We start from the raw sequence: 19,031 nt of genomic DNA on the forward strand, positions 1-19,031 counted from the left end.
CCACGGCGGCGTTCACCGGATCGGTCCTGAAGGCTGGGTCAGGCCGCGTGCTGGCTGGGCCCCAGACGACGGAAGCGGGCGGTGTCCAACACCACCTCCAGCGCCAGCGACAGCCGGTCACTGTTGCGGCCTTCCACCAGGAATTCCACATGCGTCGGGCGGGTAGCATGCTGATGCACGGCATGCACCAACAGGCGCCGCCGGGGCATCTTCAGTTCTTCCAGCCATTCCCCCGCCTTCGGGGGTTCCGCCGTCCGCCTGGACAATACCATCGCCACTCTCCTGATACTGCGGGCCAATGCTTCCATATGGAAACAGGCCGAAACCGGTTACCCGTCGCCGCCCCAACGCCCGCACCGGATGGCGCAGCCGGCTGAACCGGGTTCACGGGTGAATAGCCTTATCCACGTCCCTATGATAGCGGATTTTTCTCCCTAAGGAATAGACCATCCGGCTTAGGTCATGGGGTAAAGTATGTTGAAACATGAGTCGAATGGACAGAAACACCCCGGTTTTGCCGTTGGCGTGGATGCGGCGAATGCGCTACAGGGACCCTGACCCGTGGCAGCGGGCAGGTGAACGGAAAGAAACATGTTCGATAATCTTCTCAATCTGGTCGATCAGATGGGCTATTGGGGCCTGCTGATCCTGATGTTCCTTGAGAATGTCTTCCCGCCCATCCCGTCTGAACTGATCATGCCGTTGGGCGGGTTCCTGGCGGCGCAGGGAAAGATGGACCCGGTGCTGGTCGTCCTGGTCGGTACGGCGGGGTCAGTGCTGGGTGGGTTGCCTTGGTATTATGTCGGGCGCGTGCTGGGCCACGACCGGCTGATCGCCCTGTCGGAGCGGTTCGGCTTCATCATGACCATGGACCCGCCCGATGTCGAAATGGCTTTCGGCTGGTTTGCCCGTCATGGGCGCAAGGCCGTGCTACTGGGCCGCGTGATGCCGGCCATCCGCACCCTGATCTCCGTTCCCGCCGGCATGGCGCGGATGGGGATGCCGATCTTTCTGGTGCTGACCACTATCGGCTCCCTGGCCTGGACATCCGTCCTGACGGCAGCCGGTTATCTGCTGGAAAGCCAGTATGAGAAGGTGGAGACCTGGGTCGATCCCGTGTCCAAGGCTATCGTTTTCGGCTGCATCGCCATTTATCTGGGCCGCATGGGGTGGCGGCTTGTGCGCAGCCCCCGCAAGTAGCAGGTGTCAGAGGGGTGTCATCGCCCCTCCGCCCATCAACGGACGCGGCGGAAGCGGTGCATATCGGCCAGCGCGAAAATCGACAGGCTGAGCCGATGGACGGGGTTGCCATCCACGGCCAACTCGACATTCGGGGCCGGCGTGCCCGGCTTGGAATGAACGGCCATGATCTGGAAGCGCCGCTTCGGCGGCGTCAGTTCCTCTACCCATTCACCCGGAGAGAAATCAATCACTTCCCGCGCCATGATGGCTCCCATTGCACCGACAGAGGGACATCATAAGCGATTGCCCAACCTTTTGGGAAGTGCGACGGAAGCATGGGCTAATCCTTTTGGAATAAGCCAAGATTCTGGCACGACTTCTGAACTGTTGAGCGCACCGGTTTTAACAAGTTAACCCACCGAAACTTCGGAAATCGCGCGTGCGCGGACCATGCCGATGGAAAACATCGACATGACGACTTCATCCTTGTGATTAAGCACTTCCGTGGATTGACGGATGGTTCCCATTTCGGGGCGGGAGCGGGATCGCTTCACCTCCAGGATGCGGACACGCACGCGTAACCGGTCACCCGGCCGCACCGGCTTCAGCCAGCGCAATTCATCCAGGCCGGGGGAACCCAGCGAGGTTTCGGGTGAAAGCATATTGTCCACCAGCATGCGCATCATGAAGCCTGCAGTCTGCCAGCCGCTGGCCACCAATCCGCCGAAATGGGTAGCCTTTCCGGCCTCCTCGTCCAGATGGAAAGGCTGGGGATCATACTCACGGGCGAAGGTCACCACCTCTTCGGCGGTAACCTGCCTGTCACCGAACTCAAACTCCATGCCGGGGGCGAAATCTTCCAGGTAACGAACGGGCGCGGGCATATTTCAGGTTACTCCATGCGATGGGCATGCGACTGCCTATCAGTCGCTTTTTCCTTTAATTGCAATACGTTATCAGAAGACAAAGCGCGTCGGCTGTGCCAGTATCGGCCTGTGGGAGCTCATGCCTTCCAACCCGTTTCGACCGACAAGCTTGCGAAGGTTCCCATGAAAGGCGACGCCACCGTCATCCAGCATCTCAACACCATCCTGACCAACGAGCTGACGGCGATCAATCAGTATTTCCTGCACGCCCGCATGCTCAAGAACTGGGGTTTCCTGCGGCTGGGCAAGAAGGTGTATGAGGAAAGCATCGGCGAGATGAAACACGCCGATTACCTGATTGAGCGCGTGTTGTTTCTGGAGGGGCTGCCCAACCTGCAGAACCTTCACAAACTGCATATCGGCGAGGACGTGCCGGAGTGCCTGGAGGGCGATCTGGCCATCGAGAGCCGGAACCGCACGGAGCTGATCGAGGCCATGCAATATTGCGAGGGCGTGCGCGACTACCAGTCGAAGGAAATTTTCCGCCGCATCCTGGAAGATACCGAGGAGCATATCGACTGGCTGGAAACGCAGCTGGGTCTGATCAAGAGTGTCGGCCTGCAGAACTACCTGCAGGAACAGATGGGCCGTGACGAGTAAGCCATCGGGCAAACCGTATACGGCAAAAGGGCCGCGCAGGGAATTCCTGTGCGGCCCTTTTGCTTTTGCGTGAATTGGGTCCATGGCAGGAATTCGCCAGGACCTAGACTTGCCCCTAAAATCAGAACGGGGGGGGCTGAAAATGCGGGATCGGACCGGTTTGCCGGCGACCATTGTGCTGGCCGGGCTGGCGGGGGCCAGTGTGGATGGGGTTTATGCCTCCATCATGGGCATTGTGCGCGGCATTGGCGTGATGCGTGTCTGGCAAAGCGTGGCGGGCGGCTGGATCGGCGGGGCGGCCCGCGATGGCGGACTGGCCACGGCGGCCCTCGGTTTCGCCACCCATGTCGGCATCGCGCTAGCCATGACCACCGTCTATGTGCTGGCGTTGCGCCGTGTCGCATTACTGCGGACCTGGCGCTGGGCGGCGGCCGTGGCCTATGGGCTGGGTCTGTACGGGGCCATGTATCTGGTGGTCCTGCCCCTGCGCTGGCCCGGCATATTCCCGCGCTGGGACGGGCTGTTCTCCGTGACAGACATTGCCGCCCATATCGGCGTGGCCGTGGCTATCGCCGCCATTGTCCGCTGGCGCGGGGAATGAAGGCAACGCCCCTCACTCAATCCGCATATGGGCACCCGCCTCTCCCTGCTGCCAATAGCCTGACGTTCAGCCGCCGCCGGGTTTCGCGGACAACAAGGTCCTGCCACTCAGCGTGCCTGATGGGCCTCTGCGAAGTCGCTGTCCTGCTCGTTCAACTCCCCCAGTTCACCGCGCGCCCGCGCCTTGCGGCCATAGACCAGTTCGAACAGGGGCGACGCCATCAGGGTGGTGATGATGGCCATCAGCACCAGCATCGAGAAAAGGGCCGGGCCGATAATGCCCTTCTGCAATCCGATATTGATGATGATCAGTTCCATCAGGCCGCGCGCATTCATCAGGGCGCCGATGCCCATGGCGGTGGCATTGTCCTGACCCGTCAGACGGGCAGCGGCCCAGCAGGCGACACCCTTGGCAAGGATGGAAGCCGCAAGGATGCCCAGCGTTACCAGCATCAGCCCCCAATTATCGACGAGCGTCAGCTGCGTGTGCAGACCGGAATAGGTGAAGAACATCGGCAGCAGCACGACGACGGCGAACGGCTCCAGTTGCTTGCGCAGTTCGGTAGCCAGCACGCCACGCGGGATGACGCAGCCCAGCAGGAAGCCACCGAACACGGCATGGATGCCGGCGGCATCCATGGCCCAGGCTGACAGCAGGAAAAGGATCAGCACGATGCCCAGCGTCGAATGGCTGACCTTGCCCTCCCGCTCGGCCTTCCGGCCCAGCGGGGCCAGTAGACGGGGACCCAGGGTCAGCATGAAGACCGCAAAGGCAACACCACCACCAATGGCCTTCACCGCCACCATGGGGCCGTCGCCGAAGGTTGCCAGCACGATGGCCAGCACCGTCCAGGCGCCAGCATCGTCGATCGCCCCTGCCGACAGGGACAAAGTGCCCAGTGGCGTGCCCGACAGGCCCCGTTCATGGATGATACGGGCCAGCATGGGAAAGGCCGTGATGGCGATGCAGGCACCCATGAACAAGGTGGTCTGCGGCAGGGTCAGCGCCTCATTGAACAGGCCATGGCTCATCAGCCAGGGCGTGATCAGGATGGCCAGCAGGAAAGGGGCGGCCATGCCTGACAGGGAGACGGCGGCCGCACTGCCGGCGTTCGACTTGAAATGGTCGCCACGGAAGCCCAGCCCCACCAGGAACATATAAAGGCCGACACCGAACTGCGCACCCACGAACAGCACGCCTTTCGATTCCTTGGGGAACAGCAGTCCCTGCAGGTCCGGCGCGAGCAGTCCCAGCAGCGACGGCCCTAGGATCACGCCGGCGATCATCTCGCCCACGACCTGGGGCTGGCCAAGATAACGTTTGGCAAGCCAGCCGACCCCCCGGCAGGCCACAATGATCACGGCAAGCTGTAGAAAGAACACTACACTGAGCTGGGCTGGCGTCATGCCCCATCCTCCCTGTCGGACAACGTTGTCTGAAGCGCGTTGATCCGCATCTTTGGAATATTCAGCCTATATCAGCGCTGTCATTGGAAAGAAACCGCTTTCGGGGCGGGGTTTCCGTTTAGGCACCACCGCCGAATTGCATTCAGTGCCGCCAAGGAAAGCGTGGCAAGTTTTGTGCATCGCGATATGCGGAAATATCATGTCACAGAACCGTCACATTTAGACGGTTACTTGCCACCCTGTGCCATAACTGCACCACCGTCATGGTAACGTCACAGTTACGCGGCGCACCATCTTGATCACCCGCATCCGACACTTCATGTTGTAACGCAGCAAATGATTGACCAACCCGGCCGGGGTGACCCGGGCGGGTGTTTCTGTGCGCAAATACGACGAACGCCCCACGGCCATGAACGAAGGGGCGGCGTTTCGGACCAGGAATCGACGCCGGCGCCATGACCGCCGCAATCAGGCTCTGAAGGGGGCATTCCATAATGCGTAAAGGCAATCCGTCTTATCTTCGTCTGCTGGCCGGTGCCGCCAGCCTGCTGGCCCTGTCCGCCACGGCACCTGTCGCCAGCGCCCAGGCCGTGCTGGAAGAGATCATCGTCACCGCCACCAAGCGGGCCGAGAACCAGCAGCAGGTTCCCGTCTCTGTCGGCACGATCAGCGACGACAAGCTGAATTCCGTCATGTCCGGCGGCGTCGACCTGCTGGCCCTGTCGGCCCAGGTTCCCAGCCTGTATGCCGAATCGACCTTCGCCCGCACCTTCCCGCGCTTTTATATCCGCGGCCTGGGCAACAGCGATTTCGACCTGAACTCGACCCAGCCCGTCGGTCTGGTCATCGACGAGGTGGTGCAGGAGAACCCCCTGCTGCGCGGCTTCCCCATCTTCGATACCGAGCGGGTTGAAGTGCTGCGCGGGCCGCAGGGCACGCTTTTCGGCCGTAACACACCGGCCGGCACCATCAGCTTCGTCTCCAAGAAGCCGACCCAGGAGACCGAGGGCTATCTGTCCGCCTCCTATGGCCGCAAGAACACCATCGGCGCCGAGGGTGCCATCGGTGGCGCGCTGATCGACGGCATCCTGTCTGCCCGCCTGTCCATGAAGTACGACCGGAAGGACGACTTTATCGACAACACCTTCACGGGTGAGAAGGATGCCATTGGCGGCTTCTCCGAAACGGCTGCCCGTCTGCAGCTGATGTATGAAAAGGGCCCGCTGACGGCCTTGTTCAACGCCCATGCGCGCGATCTGGACGGCTCAGCCCGCGTGTTCGTCGCCAATGCCATCACCAAGGGCAGCAACAACCTGTCCTCCACCTTCTCGCGCAATGCGGTCTATCAGAACGGCCAGAACGATCTGGACGTTTCCAGCCAGGGCGGCAGCCTCAAGCTGGAATATGATTTCGACGGCCTGCTGCTCACCTCCATCACCGGTTACGAGACGGCGGACGTCTATACGCGCGGCGATATCGATGGCGGCGTGGCCGGTCGTGGCCCCGGCTTCGTGCCGTTCGACAGCGAGACGGCGGACGCCCTGCCCGACCATGCGCAATGGACCCAGGAACTGCGCCTGTCGAACGCCGATGGCGAGCGTCTGCGCTGGCAGACGGGTCTGTTCTATTTCAACGAAGATGTGACAGCCTATGGTTATGCCTATGGCAACGCGTCGGACCCGCGCAACATCTTCGTCTTCACCGACAGCCGCCAGGAAACCAAGACCTGGGCCGTGTTCGGCCAGGCGTCCTATGACCTGACGGAACAGGTCGTTCTGACCGGCGGCCTGCGCTACAATGACGAGGAAAAGGACTTCTCCGTTGTTCGCACCATGCCGGGCGTTCCGGGCTCCACCACCGGTGGCGCCAGCCTGTCCGATGGGCAGGTGACGTGGGATGTCGCCCTGACCTACAAGGCGACGGACGACGTCAACCTGTTTACCCGCATCGCCAATGGCTATCGCGCCCCGTCGATCCAGAGCCGTCCGCTGTTCTATTTCGGCCCGAACATCAACCGCGACGCCCTGTCCATCGCCAAGGCAGAGACGCTGATGTCCTATGAGGCCGGCTTTAAGTCGAACCTGTGGGAGCGCAAGGCCCGCCTGAACGTCACTGCCTTCTATACCGACATCAACAATCAGCAGTTCACGGCCGTTGGCGGTACGTCGAACAACAATACGCTGATCAATGCTGATGGCGGCGAAGGCTATGGTTTCGAGGCGGAACTGGAACTGCTGCCGACCGACAATCTGCTGCTGACGGGTGGTTTGTCTTATAACCACACGGAAATTCAGGACAAGACCCTGCGCATCCCCGTCTGCGGCGGCGGCTGCACCGTCACCGACCCGGTGGTGAACGGCTTTGCCCAGCTGGATGGCAATTCCTTCCCCAACGCGCCCAAGTGGATCCTGTCCGCCACGGCCCGTTACGGCATCCCGGTGTCAACCGGCGAGGTCTATGTCTTCACGGACTGGAACTACCGCTCCAAGGTCAATTTCTTCCTGTACACGTCGAAGGAATTCTACTCCGACAGCAAGCTGGAAGGTGGCCTGAAGCTGGGTTACGTGTCGGATGATGAGAAGTTTGGGGTGGCGGTGTTCGGCCGCAACATCACGAACGAGAAGTCGCTGGAAGGCGCCATCGACTTCAACAACCTGACCGGCATCGTGAACGAAGCGCCCTTCTACGGCGTTGAAATCACGTCCAAGTTCTGATCCCGAGAGGGTTCAGTCCGAGAGGGCCGCGCCGGTTGCCCGGCGCGGCCCTTTTCATTCAGGGCTGTTCAGCCCCACCCCATAGAAATCCAGCCGGGTAGAAGGTGAGGCGCGGAAATCCACGACTTCAGGCCGGACAGCGACATAGACATGCGGGTGGGCCATGGGCAGCCAGGGCATTGTCTTGCGGAACACGGCCTGCGCCTTGACGTAATAATCGCGCCGCACGGCCTGATCGCTGGTGCGGCGGGCAGCATTGATCAGGCGGTCCATCTCCGGATCGCACCAGCGCGCCAGATTGCCATTGCCGGGCTTGGCCGCCTCGCAGGACAGAAGGTCCGACATGAACCGGTCCACCTCGTCGTTCGACCAGCCATATTGCGCCATCGGTGCCTCACCGAAACGAACCCGGCGAACATATTCGCCCCATTCGAAGGTGACGATCTTTGCCTTGATCCCCACCTTGACCAGATCGGCCTGGATCATCTCCGCGATGCGGCGGGGGGCGGGGTTATAGGGGCGGACCACGGGCATGGTCCACAGCTCCGTCTCGAACCCATCCTTCAAACCGGCCTCGGCCAGCAACGCCTTGGCCCTGGCCGGATCGTAGGGCAGGTCCTGGATGCTGTCATCATGGGCCCAATGGCCGATGGGGATGGGCGTCGTCGCGGGTTTGGCGGTACCCATATAGGCCTGATCCAGAATGGCTTTCTTATCGACCGCCAGATTGATGGCCATCCGCACGCGCAGATCGTCGAACGGCTTCCTCGCCATATTCATCGCGACATAGCCGACCGACATGGCATCAACCCCGACAATCCGTACATCCTTGTCCTGGCGCATGCGGTCCAGGTCGGCGGGGTTGGGATAGGTCATGGTGTGGCATTCGCCCGCCTTCAGCTTGGCATAGCGGACGGTAGCATCGGGTGCGATGACGAAGACCAACTGAGCCAAGGGCGGGGCACCGCGCCAATATTCCTTGTTGGCGCGCATCCGCACCTCGGTATCCAGAAGGTGCCGGACCAATTGGAACGGACCTGTACCGATCGGTTCCAGATCTACCTTCTCCGGCGTCCCGGCCTTCAGCATGGCATCGGCATATTCCGCCGACTGGATAGACATGGCCTGACTGGTCAATGCGCGCAGCAGGCCGGCATCGGGTTCCTTCAGGCGGAAGCGGACCTTATAGGGTTCCAGCTTCTCCACGGCCACAAGGTTGGTGGACAGGCCCAGATTATGGAAGGGCGCATAGACCTTGCCGCCCACAATGGCATTGTAGGGATGGTCCTTGGCCATCTGCCGGGCGAAGGTGAAAACGACATCGTCGGCGTTGAAATCACGGGTCGGGGTAAACAGCTTGGACCGGTGCCATTTCACGCCCTGGCGCAGGGTGAAGATCACCGTCCGCCCCTCATCCGCCAGTTCCCAGCCGGTGGTCAGCTGCGGCTCCAGCTCCAGCGAGCCACGCTGCACATTGACCAGCCTTTCATAGAGTTGCTGGGCGATATCGTAGGAATTGCCGGAGGTGGAATATTGTGGGTTCAGGCTGTCCGGGGCTGCTTCCGCACAATGCACCAGCGTCTGGGAAAGGGCGGGCGCGCCGCCCAGTGCCAGTGCCCCACCCAGCAGCAGCCATGACAGAGCCCGCATCACCGTCCCCCATGTGAAACCGCGCAACAGGGGATCATGGCGCGTTCCCCGGCGCAAGCTGCTTGGCGGCCCCGACCCGGACGCCATTGCCTGAAATCGGTGAAACGTGCATAAGGGAGCCGTCCCGAACCGTGCCCTGGGGCGAAGGGGCGGTCGTGGTGATGTGTTTTCGAACCCTCTGTCTTCCCTTCGCCGGATAAAACCCCATGCAAGTCACCCGCTTCGATATTGACGGCCTCGCCCTGCTGAAGCCGGCGCGCTTTGGCGACCATCGCGGCTATTTCGCCGAAACCTACAGCCGCCGCCGCTTCAAGGAGCTGGTGGGTGTGGATGTGGAATTCGTGCAAGATAATCATTCCCTGTCGCGCGATGTCGGCACCCTGCGCGGCCTGCATTTCCAGCGCCCGCCGACGGCGCAGGGCAAGCTGGTGCGGGTGGTGGCGGGGGCCGTCCTGGATGTGGCCGTCGATCTGCGCCATGGTTCCGCCACCTTCGGGCGGCATGTGGCGGTGGAGCTGACGGCCGAAGGCGGGGAACAGCTGTGGATCCCTACCGGCTTTGCCCATGCCTTCTGCACCCTACGGCCAGATACGGAGTTTGTGTACAAGGTGACCGATTATTACAGCCCTGCCGATGATGGCGGCGTCATCTGGAACGATCCGGATCTGGCTATCCAATGGCCGCTTCCGGCGGACCGGCTGATCCTGTCCGACAAGGACAGGAAGCTGCCGCGTCTGGCCGACCTGCCGCCCATTTTTTGAACCGACGATCCGAGAGCCCTGGAATGACCATGCTTTCCCCCAAACTGATCCTCGTTACCGGGGGCGCCGGCTTCATCGGTTCCGCCTTCATCCGCCATGCGGTGGGTGAAAAGGGGTGCGCCGTCGTCAATATCGACAAGCTGACCTATGCCGCGAACCCGGAGAATGTGCGGTCGGTGAAGGACAGCCCGCTTTACCATTTCGAAAAGGCGGATATCTGTGATCGTTCCGCCATCGATAGGATTTTCGCGCACTATCAGCCCGACGCCATCGTGCATCTGGCCGCCGAAAGCCATGTCGACCGTTCCATCGACGGCCCCGACGCCTTCATCCAGACCAATGTCGTGGGCACGGGCGTGCTGCTGTCGGCGGCACGCGACTATTGGCAGGGGCTGGACGGGCAGAAAAAGGCCGATTTCCGCTTCCACCATGTCTCCACGGACGAGGTTTTCGGGTCGCTGGGCGATGAAGGTTTCTTCACCGAGACCACGCCCTACGCCCCGCGCTCGCCCTATTCGGCGTCCAAGGCCTCCAGCGATCATCTGGTCGATGCCTGGCACCATACCTATGGGCTGCCCGTCGTTTTGACCAATTGTTCCAATAATTACGGGCCTTTCCACTTCCCGGAAAAGCTGATCCCCCTGGTCATCCTGAACGCGCTGGAACGCCGCCCCCTGCCCGTCTATGGCAAGGGCGACAATGTCCGCGACTGGCTGTTCGTGGAAGACCATGCCCGCGCCCTGTGGGAGGTGCTGACGCGTGGCCCGGTGGGCGAGCGGTTCAATATCGGCGGCAATAATGAGAAGACCAATCTGGAGGTTGTGGAGCGTATCTGCGACATCCTCGACAGCCTGCGCCCCGATGGGAACCCGCGCCGGGAGCTGATCACCTTCGTCAAGGACCGGCCCGGCCACGACCATCGTTACGCCATCGACGCGACCAAGATCCGCGAACAGCTGGGCTGGGAGCCGAAGGAAAGTTTCGAGACGGGACTGGAGCAGACGGTGCGCTGGTACCTGGAGAATGAATGGTGGTGGGGCCCCTTGCGGGAAGAAGCCCATAAGCGCCGTGGGGAAGGGAAGAAATAATGGCCAAGCGTAAAGGCATCATCCTGGCCGGCGGGTCCGGTACACGGCTCTATCCCATCACCATGGGCGTGTCGAAGCAGCTGCTTCCCGTCTATGACAAGCCAATGATCTATTATCCGCTCTCGGCCCTGATGCTGGCCGGTATTACGGATATCCTGGTCATCTCCACCCCCCATGACTTGCCGCAGTTCCGGCATCTGCTGGGTGATGGCAGCCAGTGGGGCCTGAATCTGTCCTACGCGGAGCAGCCCAACCCGGACGGGCTGGCGCAGGCCTTCATCATTGGGCGGGAATTCGTGGGCAATGACCCGGCGGCCCTGGTGCTGGGCGATAATATCTTCTATGGCGACGGGTTTGAGAAACTGCTGGCCAATGCCGATGCCCGCGACAGCGGTGCCACGGTCTTTGCCTATCACGTTAACGACCCGGAACGATATGGCGTGGTCAGCTTCGATGCCACGGGCAATGCCCTGACCATCGAGGAAAAGCCCAAGGCGCCCAAGTCAAACTATGCCGTTACGGGCTTGTATTTCTACGATAATTCGGTGCTGGACGTCGCCGCCACCATCAAGCCCTCGCCGCGCGGTGAGCTGGAAATCACCGACGTCAACAATGTCTACCTGCAGCAGGGCAAGCTGATGGTGGAGCGGATGGGCCGAGGCTATGCCTGGCTGGATACCGGGACCCATGACAGCCTGGTCGAGGCCACGCATTTTGTGCAGACGGTGGAAAAGCGCCAGGGCCTGAAAATCTGCTGCCCGGAAGAGATCGCGTTCCGGCGCGGATGGATCGGGGCGGCGCAGGTGGAAAAGCTGGCCAAGCCTATGCTGAAGAATGAGTACGGGCAGTATCTGATGAAGGTGCTGCGTGAGCCAGGGGCTTGATTTCCATGCATATTCTGGTGTTTGGCCGGGGTGGGCAGCTGGCACTTGCCATGCAGGACCAAGGCGCGAAGGCGGGTCACAGAGTGACCTGTCTGGGCCGGGAGAGCCTGTCCATTGCTGACGAAGCGGCGGTGGCGGCAGCAGTGACGGCGCATAAGCCGGACCTGATCGTCAATGCCGCCGCCTATACGGCGGTGGACAAGGCGGAAAGTGAGCCGAATCAAGCCTTTGCGGTCAATCGCGATGGCACCCGCCATATCGCAGCGGCAGCGAAACAGGCCGACATCCCCTTCATCCATGTCTCCACCGACTATGTGTTCGAGGGCGGCGGTGACCGGCCCTGGCGGGAGGATGACGCCACCGGACCGTTGGGAGTGTATGGAGCCTCGAAGCTGGCCGGTGAACTGGCGATTGCAGAACTGGGGCCAGCACGCAATGCCACATTGCGCACCAGTTGGGTTTTCAGCCCCTATGGTGCCAATTTCGTGCGCACCATGCTGCGCCTGGGTGCCGACCGGCCGGAGTTGCGGGTGGTGGCGGATCAGCGCGGGCGGCCCACGGCGGCCCATGATATCGCCGACGCCATCCTGCTGATGGCACCGTTCGTGGCCGATGGCAGCGCCCATGGCCTCTATCATTTCGGGGGTGCGGAACCCAAGACCTGGCATGAATTTGCTGAGGCGGTGTTCGCCAGTGCGGCCCGCCATGGCCGGCCCGTACCCGTCGTGAAACCCATTTCGACAGCGGAATATCCTACACCAGCCAAGCGTCCAGCCAATTCCGTGCTGGATTGCAGCCGCTATCTGGCGCTGCCCGGTGCCGTGCTGCCCGATTGGCATATCGGGTTGGATCGGGCGGTGGATGCGTTGGTCAAAGGCTGATCCCCCATCCGATATCGAAGACAGTAGGACCCCGGTTCCGCGAGGAGCCGGGGTTTTTCATTGGCCTGCGACAAGCTGACCTGGGACTCATCGACAAAGCAGGCGTATGGATAGTTTAGAGGCCATACAATATAAATTGTATGGCCATACAATGTGGAGGTGCCGCGTCATGGCCACCCATCAGAAAATCGACTTCTCCACTACCCCGTTCGGGCTGGGTATCCGGGGTCTGTGCCCCCATTGCCGGCAGGGAAAAATCTTCGCGGGCTATCTGGCGCTCGCCAAGAATTGTTCTGAGTGCGGGTTGGACCTGTCCTTTGCCGATCCGGCGGACGGCCCGGCCTTTTTCACCATGTCGATTGTCAGTTTCCCGCTGACCGGGTTTGCGGTGTGGCAGGAGCTGGCATTCCAGGCGCCGTATTGGGTGCATCTGTTCACCACCCTCCCGGTATCGATGCTGTCGGTGATGGCCTTGCTGCGGCCGTTGAAGGGCTGGCTGGTCTGTGCCCAGTATATGAACAAGGCGGAGCAGGGGCGGCTGGATGAGGACGGGGATGGGCAGGGCTGATGGCTGAATGGGTTCCGCCGACGCTGCCGCCGGGCGGGGCGCTGTACCGCGCCATTGCCGACGCCATCGCCATGGATATCGCGTCGGGCGCGCTGACACCCGGCATGCGATTGCCGCCGCACCGCAAGCTGGCCGATGCCTTGGGCGTGGACCTGACGACGGTGACGCGCGCCTATGCCGATGCGCGGGCGCGCGGCCTGGTGGAGGCGGTGGTGGGGCGCGGCACCTATGTTGCCGATGCCGCGAACCCGCAGCGCACCAAGGTGGAACTGGACCTGTCCATGAACCTGCCGCCGCAGCCGGCCAGCGCCAATCTGGCGCTGCGGCTGGGCCGGGCCATGGCGGGGCTGACGCGGCGGCCCGACCTGTCCAGCCTGCTGAATTACCAGCCCAGTGGCGGTGGTGATGGCGACCGGCGGGCGGGGGCGAAATGGCTGTCGGCCCGCATCCCCGAGCTGGATGCCGGCAGGGTGCTGGTGGCCGGCGGGGCGCAGGCCTGTTTGTCGGCGCTGTTGACCATGCTGGGCGGTTGGGGCACCGATGTCATGACGGACCCGTTCACCTATACCGGTTTCCGCATGGCGACGCAGCTGCGCGGCCTGTATGTGACGCCGGTTCAGACCGACGCCATGGGCATCGTGCCGGAAGCGCTGGACATGGTGGCGCGCAGCAGCGAAGGGAAGATCGTCTATCTGATCCCCACCATCCAGAACCCGACCTGCACCACCATGCCGCTGGAGCGGCGCCAGGCCATTGTGAAGGTGGCGCGCAATCTGAACCTGACCCTGATCGAGGATGACGCCTATGGCATGCTGGCCGATCCCGGCCCGCCGCCGCTGGCAGCATTGGCCCCGGAACGCGTCTGGCATATTTCCAGCCTGTCCAAATGCCTGACGCCGGGCCTGCGCGTCGCCTATCTGGTGGCCCCGACGGGGGCCGATATCCCGGCGGTGCGGGCCCACCTGCGCGCCACGGCCCAGATGGCCCCGCCCTTGTCGGTGGCGGTGGCGACCGGGTGGATTGAGGATGGCACGGCGCAGGAGATCCTGTCAGCCATCCGGCGGGAGGCGGAGGAACGGCAGGCCATTGCACGGCGCGAACTGCCCATCGGGTCGATGGTGGCGCACGCCCAGGGACACCATGCCTGGGTCACCCTTCCCCCCTATTGGACCGACCGCGCCTTTGCCGAGGCGGCGCGCAAGATGGGGGCAGCGGTCATCCCCGGTGCCGCCTTTGCCATGGCCCCAGAACCGCCGCCGAAATATGTGCGGGTGGGGCTGGGTGCCGCACCGGACCAGCAGACGCTGACGGTGGCGCTGCGGCGGCTGGCGGCGTTGATGCGCAACGGGCCGGTAGCGGAGGAAGAGGTGGTTTGAGGGGGGAACCGAGACCCAGAGCCATAAGCCCAACCTCAACACCGCCTTGATCAAAGCTGCCGATAGGTCGGGCGCTTGGCCCCTGGGTCCCGGCCTTCGCCGGGATGACGAGGAAGGGGGGAGAGGAAAGCAAGGTGCGAGGCCCCCTTCCCCACCCCCACCCCTTCCCGCTATGGTGGCAACACCCCACCATTCAAAGCACGGAAGGGCGAAGATGAGCGAGCCGGCGGCACCTGAGAAGCCCGACTTCATCGAAAAGATCGCGGATTATGCCGGCTGGATTCTGGCCGTATCGGTGGCGGTGATCATCGCCGCCTATGCGCTCTATTTCTTCCAGTTCCGGGGCGTCTTGTCTGATGACACCGCCATCTGGGGCCAGTTCGGCGACTTTGTCGGCGGCACCCTCAACTCGGTTTTCGCCTTCTTCAGCTTCATGATTTTGCTCAGTTCGTTGAGGCTGCAGCTGAAGGAGTTGCGATTGACGCGGGAGGAGTTGGAGGCGACGAGGAGGGAGTTGGCAGAGTCAAGCAAGGCCCAGAAGAAGCAAGCAGAGCACTTCGACAGAGAAGCGAGAAAGAAAGACTACACAGAAGCCGTCGTTTACATGATAAAAAATGGCAAGATGGGGATTTTCCATGACATTATAATCGAAATGACAATTGGCGAAAATCAAGAGACACACAGATTTAGCCTAACAAGCGAGAAATTCCCATCAAGGCAAGAAATTTCAACATTAAAAGCTGTTCTTTCGGATCATTCAATTAAAACTATATCCAGCCTCCAAAAAAGAATCTCGCAGATGGATGAATATTGTTACAACTTGTGGTCTATTTTTCCAAAATCGCCCATATTAATCGAGCCAATAAGCATCTATGAGTACGTGGTATTGAGCCTGGAGCAAAAGGGCTGGATCACCGACCTAAAATTCTTCGGCAAACACGACTTCCCCATCCGCTAGCCACGCCAGCCCTACCCCATCTCCACCAGTTTCGCCGCAATTGCCGCCGGGGCCAGCACATGCATGGCCCCGCCGCGCTCGATAGCGACCCCCGGCATGCCATGCACCACCGAGCTGGAGGCGTCCTGAGCGATGGTGATGGCGCCCAGGGTGCGCAGGACGCAGAGATCGTCGGCACCGTCGGCCCCCATGCCGGTCAGCAGGATGCCGATGGACCGCCCGCCATAGTGCGCGGCGACGGAGCGGAACAGGTGGCCGACGGCGGGGCGCAGGCCGGCTTCGGGTGGGCTGTCGATCAACTGGATACGGCCGAACGCGTCCACGCCCATATGCCGGTCATCGGGGGCGACATAGACATGGCCGCCCGTCACCTCTTCCCCATCGCGCGCCACCGTCACCGGTAGTGCGCAGGCAGCGTCCAGCCAGTCTGCGAACCCCGCCACGAACCCGCGCGCAATATGCTGGACCACCAGGATGGGCAGGGGGAAATCCGCCGGCAGGGCGCTGAGGATGGTTTGCAAGGCCACCGGTCCGCCCGTGCTGGCCCCGATCACCACCACGCGGGCCTTATCGCGCGGCGGCGGCGGCACGGCCCCTGCCGCGACGGCGGCGACCCGTTCGGCGATGGCGGGCGGGCGTTTCCAGCGGCGCACCACCTTCACTTCCGACATCAGGCGCACGGCAGTGACCAGGGCGTCGGCCTCCCGCTCATGATCATCATGGCCCAGGCCCGCCGGGCGGCGGATGAAGGCCAGCGCGCCCGCCTCCACGGCCTTGAAGGTGGCGGCCACCTCGTCCTGCACAGCGCCGCTGACGATGACGATGGGGACCGGCACCGTCTCCATGATCTCCCGCGTCGCGGAAAACCCGTCCAGGCCCGGCATATGGATATCCATGGTCACCACATCCGGCTTCAGCCGGCGCACCGCCTCCACGGCGGCAGCGCCATCGGACACGGCGGCAACAACCTTGATGTCCGGCTCGCTTTCCAGGATGGCGGTCAGGAATACCCGGATGGTGGGCGAATCCTCCGCGACGAGAACCTTGATCACACGCAATATCCTTATACCGTCCCCTCACGCGCCAAGCGCGCGCATGCGCGCGCTTGGCTTACGGCGCATGAGCGCCGGGCCGCCAGTCGGCGGCCTCCCCTGGTCCAGGTTTGACCCTGGGCCAGGGGGCACTAAATAAGGCGACCGATGATCTCCAGCAGGTCGCTCTGGTCGAAACTCTTTTTAACGATATAGGCGCTGGCGCCAACATCAACCCCGCGCTCCCTATCCTCTCGCGTTTCCAGCGAGGTGATGAGGATGGCCGGTATCTCCGACAGGCGGGAGTCCTGGCGGATATTGGCGATCAGTTCAAACCCGCTCATGCGCGGCATTTCCACGTCCGACACGACAAGGTCGAACATCTCGCCGGCCAGGACATTCCAGGCCTCCATCCCGTCCACACAGGTCCGCACCCGGAACCCGGCGGCTTCCAGCACATGTTTGAACAGGGTGCGGGCCGTGATGCTGTCTTCGGCGATCAGGATGGATTTGCGGGCCGGAGCCATATTGGCCGTGACCGGTCGCGCCGCACGCGCCTGGAAATCGGGGCGTAGGGCCGTGCGCAGCAGATCATGCACATTCAGCACGAACCCCAGCCGCCCCGATGGCAGGGCCACGGCCCCCGCCACCCCCGGCACCCGTGTCAGGGGCCAGGCCAGCGGCTTCATCAATATCTCCGCTTCGCCCAGGATGGTTTCGACCTCCACAGCCAGCCGCTGACCCGCCGCAGCCAGAACCACATAGGCGCGGAAATCCCCCGACGGCCCCGTGCCGGGCAGGTGCAGCAGGTCGGACAGCCGGACCAGCGCCAGGGGCCGCCCGTCGATGCGCAGCATCTCCCGCCCCTCCACCATCTGCACATCCTGGCTGGCGACGCGGCCCACGCGTTCGATGCGGTTGGTGGGCATGGCGTAGACGCCGCCGCCAACCCCCGTCATCACCACCCGGAACGCCGCCATGGTGACCGGCAGCAGCAGGCGGAACACGGTTCCCCGCCCCGGCTGGCTTTCCACCGTCACCGTGCCGCCCAGCCGTTCCACCTTTTCCTGCACGATGGCCAGACCCAGGCCGCGCCCTGAAATATCCGTGATCCCATCGCTGGTTGACAGGCCCGACTGGAACGCCAACGCCATGATCTGATCAGGCGCCAGTCCCGCTGCCTGTTCGGCCTCCAGAAGGCCCGTATCCACGGCCTCCTGCGTCAGGCGTCCCAGATCCATGCCACGCCCATCATCGCTGATGGCAATCTCCGCCCGCCCGCCATCACGCTGGCTGACGGTCAGGGAGATGGTGGCGCGGGCCGGCTTGCCCGCCGCCAGCCGGTCCTCCGGCCGCTCAATGCCATGATCGATGGCGTTGCGCGCCAGATGCAGCAGCGCCTCGCGCAACTCCTCCTGCACGCGGCGATCCAGCTCCAGCTCCTGACCCGCCAGTTCAAGCTGCACATCCTTGCCCTGTCGGCGTGACAGGTCACGCAAATCTTCGGCCACAGGCTCCAGCAATGTGCCGGCGGGCAGCATCAGAACCTGTTTGGTGCCCGACAGAAGACTATCGACACCCTTGGACAGGCCGCGCACATCATGATCGGCCTCCAGCGCCAGCCGGCTCAGCTTTGTGGCGATCCAGGCAAGGGTCTGGGCGTCATGCTCTGCCTGATGTGCGCTGTCCAGCCGCTGGCGTGTGCGCATCCGGTCGGTCAGGCCGGTGCCCAGGGCCTTGATCTCGGCCACCCGCTCCCCGCCTGACAGCTTGGCGTTGATCAGCTCCTCGGCCTGATGCAGCAGGAAATCCAGCCGTTCGATGGGCACGCGCAGGGTCTGACGCGGCCCCGCCACGAACGGTTCCTCCGGCTGCACCCGTTTGGCCGGGGCCGGCGGCGGTGCGGGCGGGGGTGGCGAGGGCTTCGGCGGGGGTGCCACAGGGGTGGGCGGCAGCGGGGGCGACACGACAGGGGCAGTGGCGGGCACTTCCCCCTTGGTGGCCCCTTCCAGGCGCGCGATCAGGTTGTCCAACCCCTCCACGGGCGGCGGGCTGTTGCCATTGGCCTCGTTGGGGACCATGCGGCGCAGGGCCGCGAACCCGTCAGCCAGTACCGCCACCACACCCGGCCCCAGCCGCAAATCCCCCCGCTTCAGCAGGGCCAGCAGCGATTCCATGGCATGGCACAGCGCCACCAGATGCGACAGGTTGACGGTGCGCGCCGCCCCTTTCAGCGTGTGGACCTCGCGGAAGGTCTTCTCGATCAGTTCCCGCGCCCGCTGCTCGCTGACCCCGGCCTCCAGTTCGCGCAAGGACACCGCCAGCGAACCGACATGTTCCTCCGCCTCGACCATGAACATGGCGAGCAGGCGCTGGAAAAGCTGTTCGTTGCGGCTGTTCATGGG

At 62.9% G+C, this 19,031-nt stretch carries 18 protein-coding genes; 11 read left to right on the forward strand and 7 right to left on the reverse strand.

Annotated features, from left to right (window positions below; all coding sequences use genetic code 11):
* Positions 1–38: 38 nt before the first annotated feature.
* Positions 39–272: a hypothetical protein gene (locus ABC729_RS22905; protein ID WP_495609926.1), complete on the reverse strand. Its 234-nt coding sequence runs from the start codon at positions 270–272 to the stop codon at positions 39–41.
* A gap of 319 nt (positions 273–591) precedes the next feature.
* Between ABC729_RS22905 and ABC729_RS22910 the strand changes: the two genes are divergently transcribed.
* A complete protein-coding gene (locus ABC729_RS22910) occupies positions 592–1,200 on the forward strand; it encodes a DedA family protein (RefSeq protein ID WP_495609927.1) in 609 nt (202 codons plus the stop codon).
* 35 nt (positions 1,201–1,235) lie between these two features.
* Here ABC729_RS22910 and ABC729_RS22915 read toward each other — a convergent pair whose 3' ends face one another.
* Positions 1,236–1,445 carry a hypothetical protein gene (locus ABC729_RS22915; RefSeq protein ID WP_156344811.1) on the reverse strand — a complete coding sequence of 70 codons (210 nt, stop codon included), beginning with the start codon at positions 1,443–1,445 and terminating at the stop codon, positions 1,236–1,238.
* 147 nt (positions 1,446–1,592) lie between these two features.
* Positions 1,593–2,066 carry a MaoC family dehydratase gene (locus tag ABC729_RS22920; protein ID WP_495609928.1) on the reverse strand — a complete coding sequence of 158 codons (474 nt, stop codon included), beginning with the start codon at positions 2,064–2,066 and terminating at the stop codon, positions 1,593–1,595.
* 165 nt (positions 2,067–2,231) lie between these two features.
* On the opposite strand from ABC729_RS22920, the gene bfr reads away from it, so the two are divergent.
* Together bfr and ABC729_RS22930 are read left to right on the forward strand one after the other, a co-directional pair.
* Entirely contained in the window at positions 2,232–2,708 is a 477-nt protein-coding gene (bfr, locus tag ABC729_RS22925; protein ID WP_495609929.1) for a bacterioferritin, read from the forward strand.
* A gap of 142 nt (positions 2,709–2,850) precedes the next feature.
* Positions 2,851–3,309, forward strand: coding sequence for a hypothetical protein (locus ABC729_RS22930; protein WP_495609930.1), 459 nt, complete (start codon positions 2,851–2,853; stop codon positions 3,307–3,309).
* A gap of 107 nt (positions 3,310–3,416) precedes the next feature.
* On the opposite strand, the gene ABC729_RS22935 is transcribed toward ABC729_RS22930, so the two are convergent.
* Positions 3,417–4,715, reverse strand: coding sequence for a cation:proton antiporter (locus ABC729_RS22935; protein WP_495609931.1), 1,299 nt, complete (start codon positions 4,713–4,715; stop codon positions 3,417–3,419).
* 494 nt (positions 4,716–5,209) lie between these two features.
* On the opposite strand from ABC729_RS22935, the gene ABC729_RS22940 reads away from it, so the two are divergent.
* On the forward strand, positions 5,210–7,429 hold the full coding sequence (locus tag ABC729_RS22940; protein ID WP_495609932.1) for a TonB-dependent receptor: 2,220 nt from the start codon (positions 5,210–5,212) through the stop codon (positions 7,427–7,429).
* Positions 7,430–7,483: 54 nt separating this feature from the next.
* Here the strand turns inward: ABC729_RS22940 and ABC729_RS22945 are convergent, their stop codons facing one another.
* Positions 7,484–9,079, reverse strand: coding sequence for an ABC transporter substrate-binding protein (locus ABC729_RS22945; RefSeq protein ID WP_495609933.1), 1,596 nt, complete (start codon positions 9,077–9,079; stop codon positions 7,484–7,486).
* A 206-nt stretch (positions 9,080–9,285) separates the two neighbouring features.
* Between ABC729_RS22945 and rfbC the strand changes: the two genes are divergently transcribed.
* The 7 genes from rfbC (at position 9,286) to ABC729_RS22980 (ending at position 15,595) form a co-directional block, all read left to right on the forward strand.
* A complete protein-coding gene (gene rfbC / locus ABC729_RS22950) occupies positions 9,286–9,840 on the forward strand; it encodes a dTDP-4-dehydrorhamnose 3,5-epimerase (RefSeq protein WP_495609934.1) in 555 nt (184 codons plus the stop codon).
* Positions 9,841–9,869: 29 nt separating this feature from the next.
* Entirely contained in the window at positions 9,870–10,928 is a 1,059-nt protein-coding gene (rfbB, locus tag ABC729_RS22955; RefSeq protein ID WP_495610184.1) for a dTDP-glucose 4,6-dehydratase, read from the forward strand.
* Positions 10,928–11,812 (forward strand): glucose-1-phosphate thymidylyltransferase RfbA, encoded by an 885-nt coding sequence (gene rfbA / locus ABC729_RS22960; RefSeq protein WP_495609935.1) that lies wholly within the window; start codon positions 10,928–10,930, stop codon positions 11,810–11,812. The genes rfbB and rfbA overlap by 1 nt, the downstream gene beginning before the upstream one ends.
* A gap of 5 nt (positions 11,813–11,817) precedes the next feature.
* Positions 11,818–12,693, forward strand: a complete 876-nt coding sequence (gene rfbD / locus ABC729_RS22965) for a dTDP-4-dehydrorhamnose reductase (protein WP_495609936.1) — start codon at positions 11,818–11,820, stop codon at positions 12,691–12,693.
* 169 nt (positions 12,694–12,862) lie between these two features.
* Positions 12,863–13,261 carry a DUF983 domain-containing protein gene (locus ABC729_RS22970; RefSeq protein WP_495609937.1) on the forward strand — a complete coding sequence of 133 codons (399 nt, stop codon included), beginning with the start codon at positions 12,863–12,865 and terminating at the stop codon, positions 13,259–13,261.
* Positions 13,261–14,637, forward strand: a complete 1,377-nt coding sequence (locus tag ABC729_RS22975; protein WP_495609938.1) for an aminotransferase-like domain-containing protein — start codon at positions 13,261–13,263, stop codon at positions 14,635–14,637. The genes ABC729_RS22970 and ABC729_RS22975 overlap by 1 nt, the downstream gene beginning before the upstream one ends.
* Positions 14,638–14,851: 214 nt before the next feature.
* Positions 14,852–15,595, forward strand: a complete 744-nt coding sequence (locus ABC729_RS22980) for a hypothetical protein (protein WP_495609939.1) — start codon at positions 14,852–14,854, stop codon at positions 15,593–15,595.
* Between the two features lie 11 nt (positions 15,596–15,606).
* On the opposite strand, the gene cheB is transcribed toward ABC729_RS22980, so the two are convergent.
* Together cheB and ABC729_RS22990 are read right to left on the reverse strand one after the other, a co-directional pair.
* Positions 15,607–16,647: a chemotaxis-specific protein-glutamate methyltransferase CheB gene (gene cheB / locus ABC729_RS22985; RefSeq protein ID WP_495609940.1), complete on the reverse strand. Its 1,041-nt coding sequence runs from the start codon at positions 16,645–16,647 to the stop codon at positions 15,607–15,609.
* 131 nt (positions 16,648–16,778) lie between these two features.
* Positions 16,779–19,028 (reverse strand): hybrid sensor histidine kinase/response regulator, encoded by a 2,250-nt coding sequence (locus ABC729_RS22990; protein ID WP_495609941.1) that lies wholly within the window; start codon positions 19,026–19,028, stop codon positions 16,779–16,781.
* Between the last annotated feature and the right edge of the window lie 3 nt (positions 19,029–19,031).

It is taken from the genome of Niveispirillum sp. CC-CTL257 (assembly GCF_059489915.1).

What these genes read in the sequence shown, in the direction of transcription:
- rfbD (WP_495609936.1), top strand. Translation starts at nt 11,818, where the DNA reads ATGCATATTCTGGTGTTTGGCCGGGGTGGGCAGCTGGCACTTGCCATG.
- ABC729_RS22945 (WP_495609933.1), bottom strand. Translation starts at nt 9,079, where the DNA reads ATGCGGGCTCTGTCATGGCTGCTGCTGGGTGGGGCACTGGCACTGGGC.
- ABC729_RS22915 (WP_156344811.1), bottom strand. Translation starts at nt 1,445, where the DNA reads ATGGCGCGGGAAGTGATTGATTTCTCTCCGGGTGAATGGGTAGAGGAA.
- ABC729_RS22980 (WP_495609939.1), top strand. Translation starts at nt 14,852, where the DNA reads ATGAGCGAGCCGGCGGCACCTGAGAAGCCCGACTTCATCGAAAAGATC.
- ABC729_RS22940 (WP_495609932.1), top strand. Translation starts at nt 5,210, where the DNA reads ATGCGTAAAGGCAATCCGTCTTATCTTCGTCTGCTGGCCGGTGCCGCC.
- ABC729_RS22935 (WP_495609931.1), bottom strand. Translation starts at nt 4,715, where the DNA reads ATGACGCCAGCCCAGCTCAGTGTAGTGTTCTTTCTACAGCTTGCCGTG.
- rfbB (WP_495610184.1), top strand. Translation starts at nt 9,870, where the DNA reads ATGCTTTCCCCCAAACTGATCCTCGTTACCGGGGGCGCCGGCTTCATC.
- rfbA (WP_495609935.1), top strand. Translation starts at nt 10,928, where the DNA reads ATGGCCAAGCGTAAAGGCATCATCCTGGCCGGCGGGTCCGGTACACGG.
- ABC729_RS22975 (WP_495609938.1), top strand. Translation starts at nt 13,261, where the DNA reads ATGGCTGAATGGGTTCCGCCGACGCTGCCGCCGGGCGGGGCGCTGTAC.
- ABC729_RS22920 (WP_495609928.1), bottom strand. Translation starts at nt 2,066, where the DNA reads ATGCCCGCGCCCGTTCGTTACCTGGAAGATTTCGCCCCCGGCATGGAG.
- ABC729_RS22990 (WP_495609941.1), bottom strand. Translation starts at nt 19,028, where the DNA reads ATGAACAGCCGCAACGAACAGCTTTTCCAGCGCCTGCTCGCCATGTTC.
- rfbC (WP_495609934.1), top strand. Translation starts at nt 9,286, where the DNA reads ATGCAAGTCACCCGCTTCGATATTGACGGCCTCGCCCTGCTGAAGCCG.
- ABC729_RS22970 (WP_495609937.1), top strand. Translation starts at nt 12,863, where the DNA reads ATGGCCACCCATCAGAAAATCGACTTCTCCACTACCCCGTTCGGGCTG.
- ABC729_RS22910 (WP_495609927.1), top strand. Translation starts at nt 592, where the DNA reads ATGTTCGATAATCTTCTCAATCTGGTCGATCAGATGGGCTATTGGGGC.
- bfr (WP_495609929.1), top strand. Translation starts at nt 2,232, where the DNA reads ATGAAAGGCGACGCCACCGTCATCCAGCATCTCAACACCATCCTGACC.
- ABC729_RS22905 (WP_495609926.1), bottom strand. Translation starts at nt 272, where the DNA reads ATGGTATTGTCCAGGCGGACGGCGGAACCCCCGAAGGCGGGGGAATGG.
- ABC729_RS22930 (WP_495609930.1), top strand. Translation starts at nt 2,851, where the DNA reads ATGCGGGATCGGACCGGTTTGCCGGCGACCATTGTGCTGGCCGGGCTG.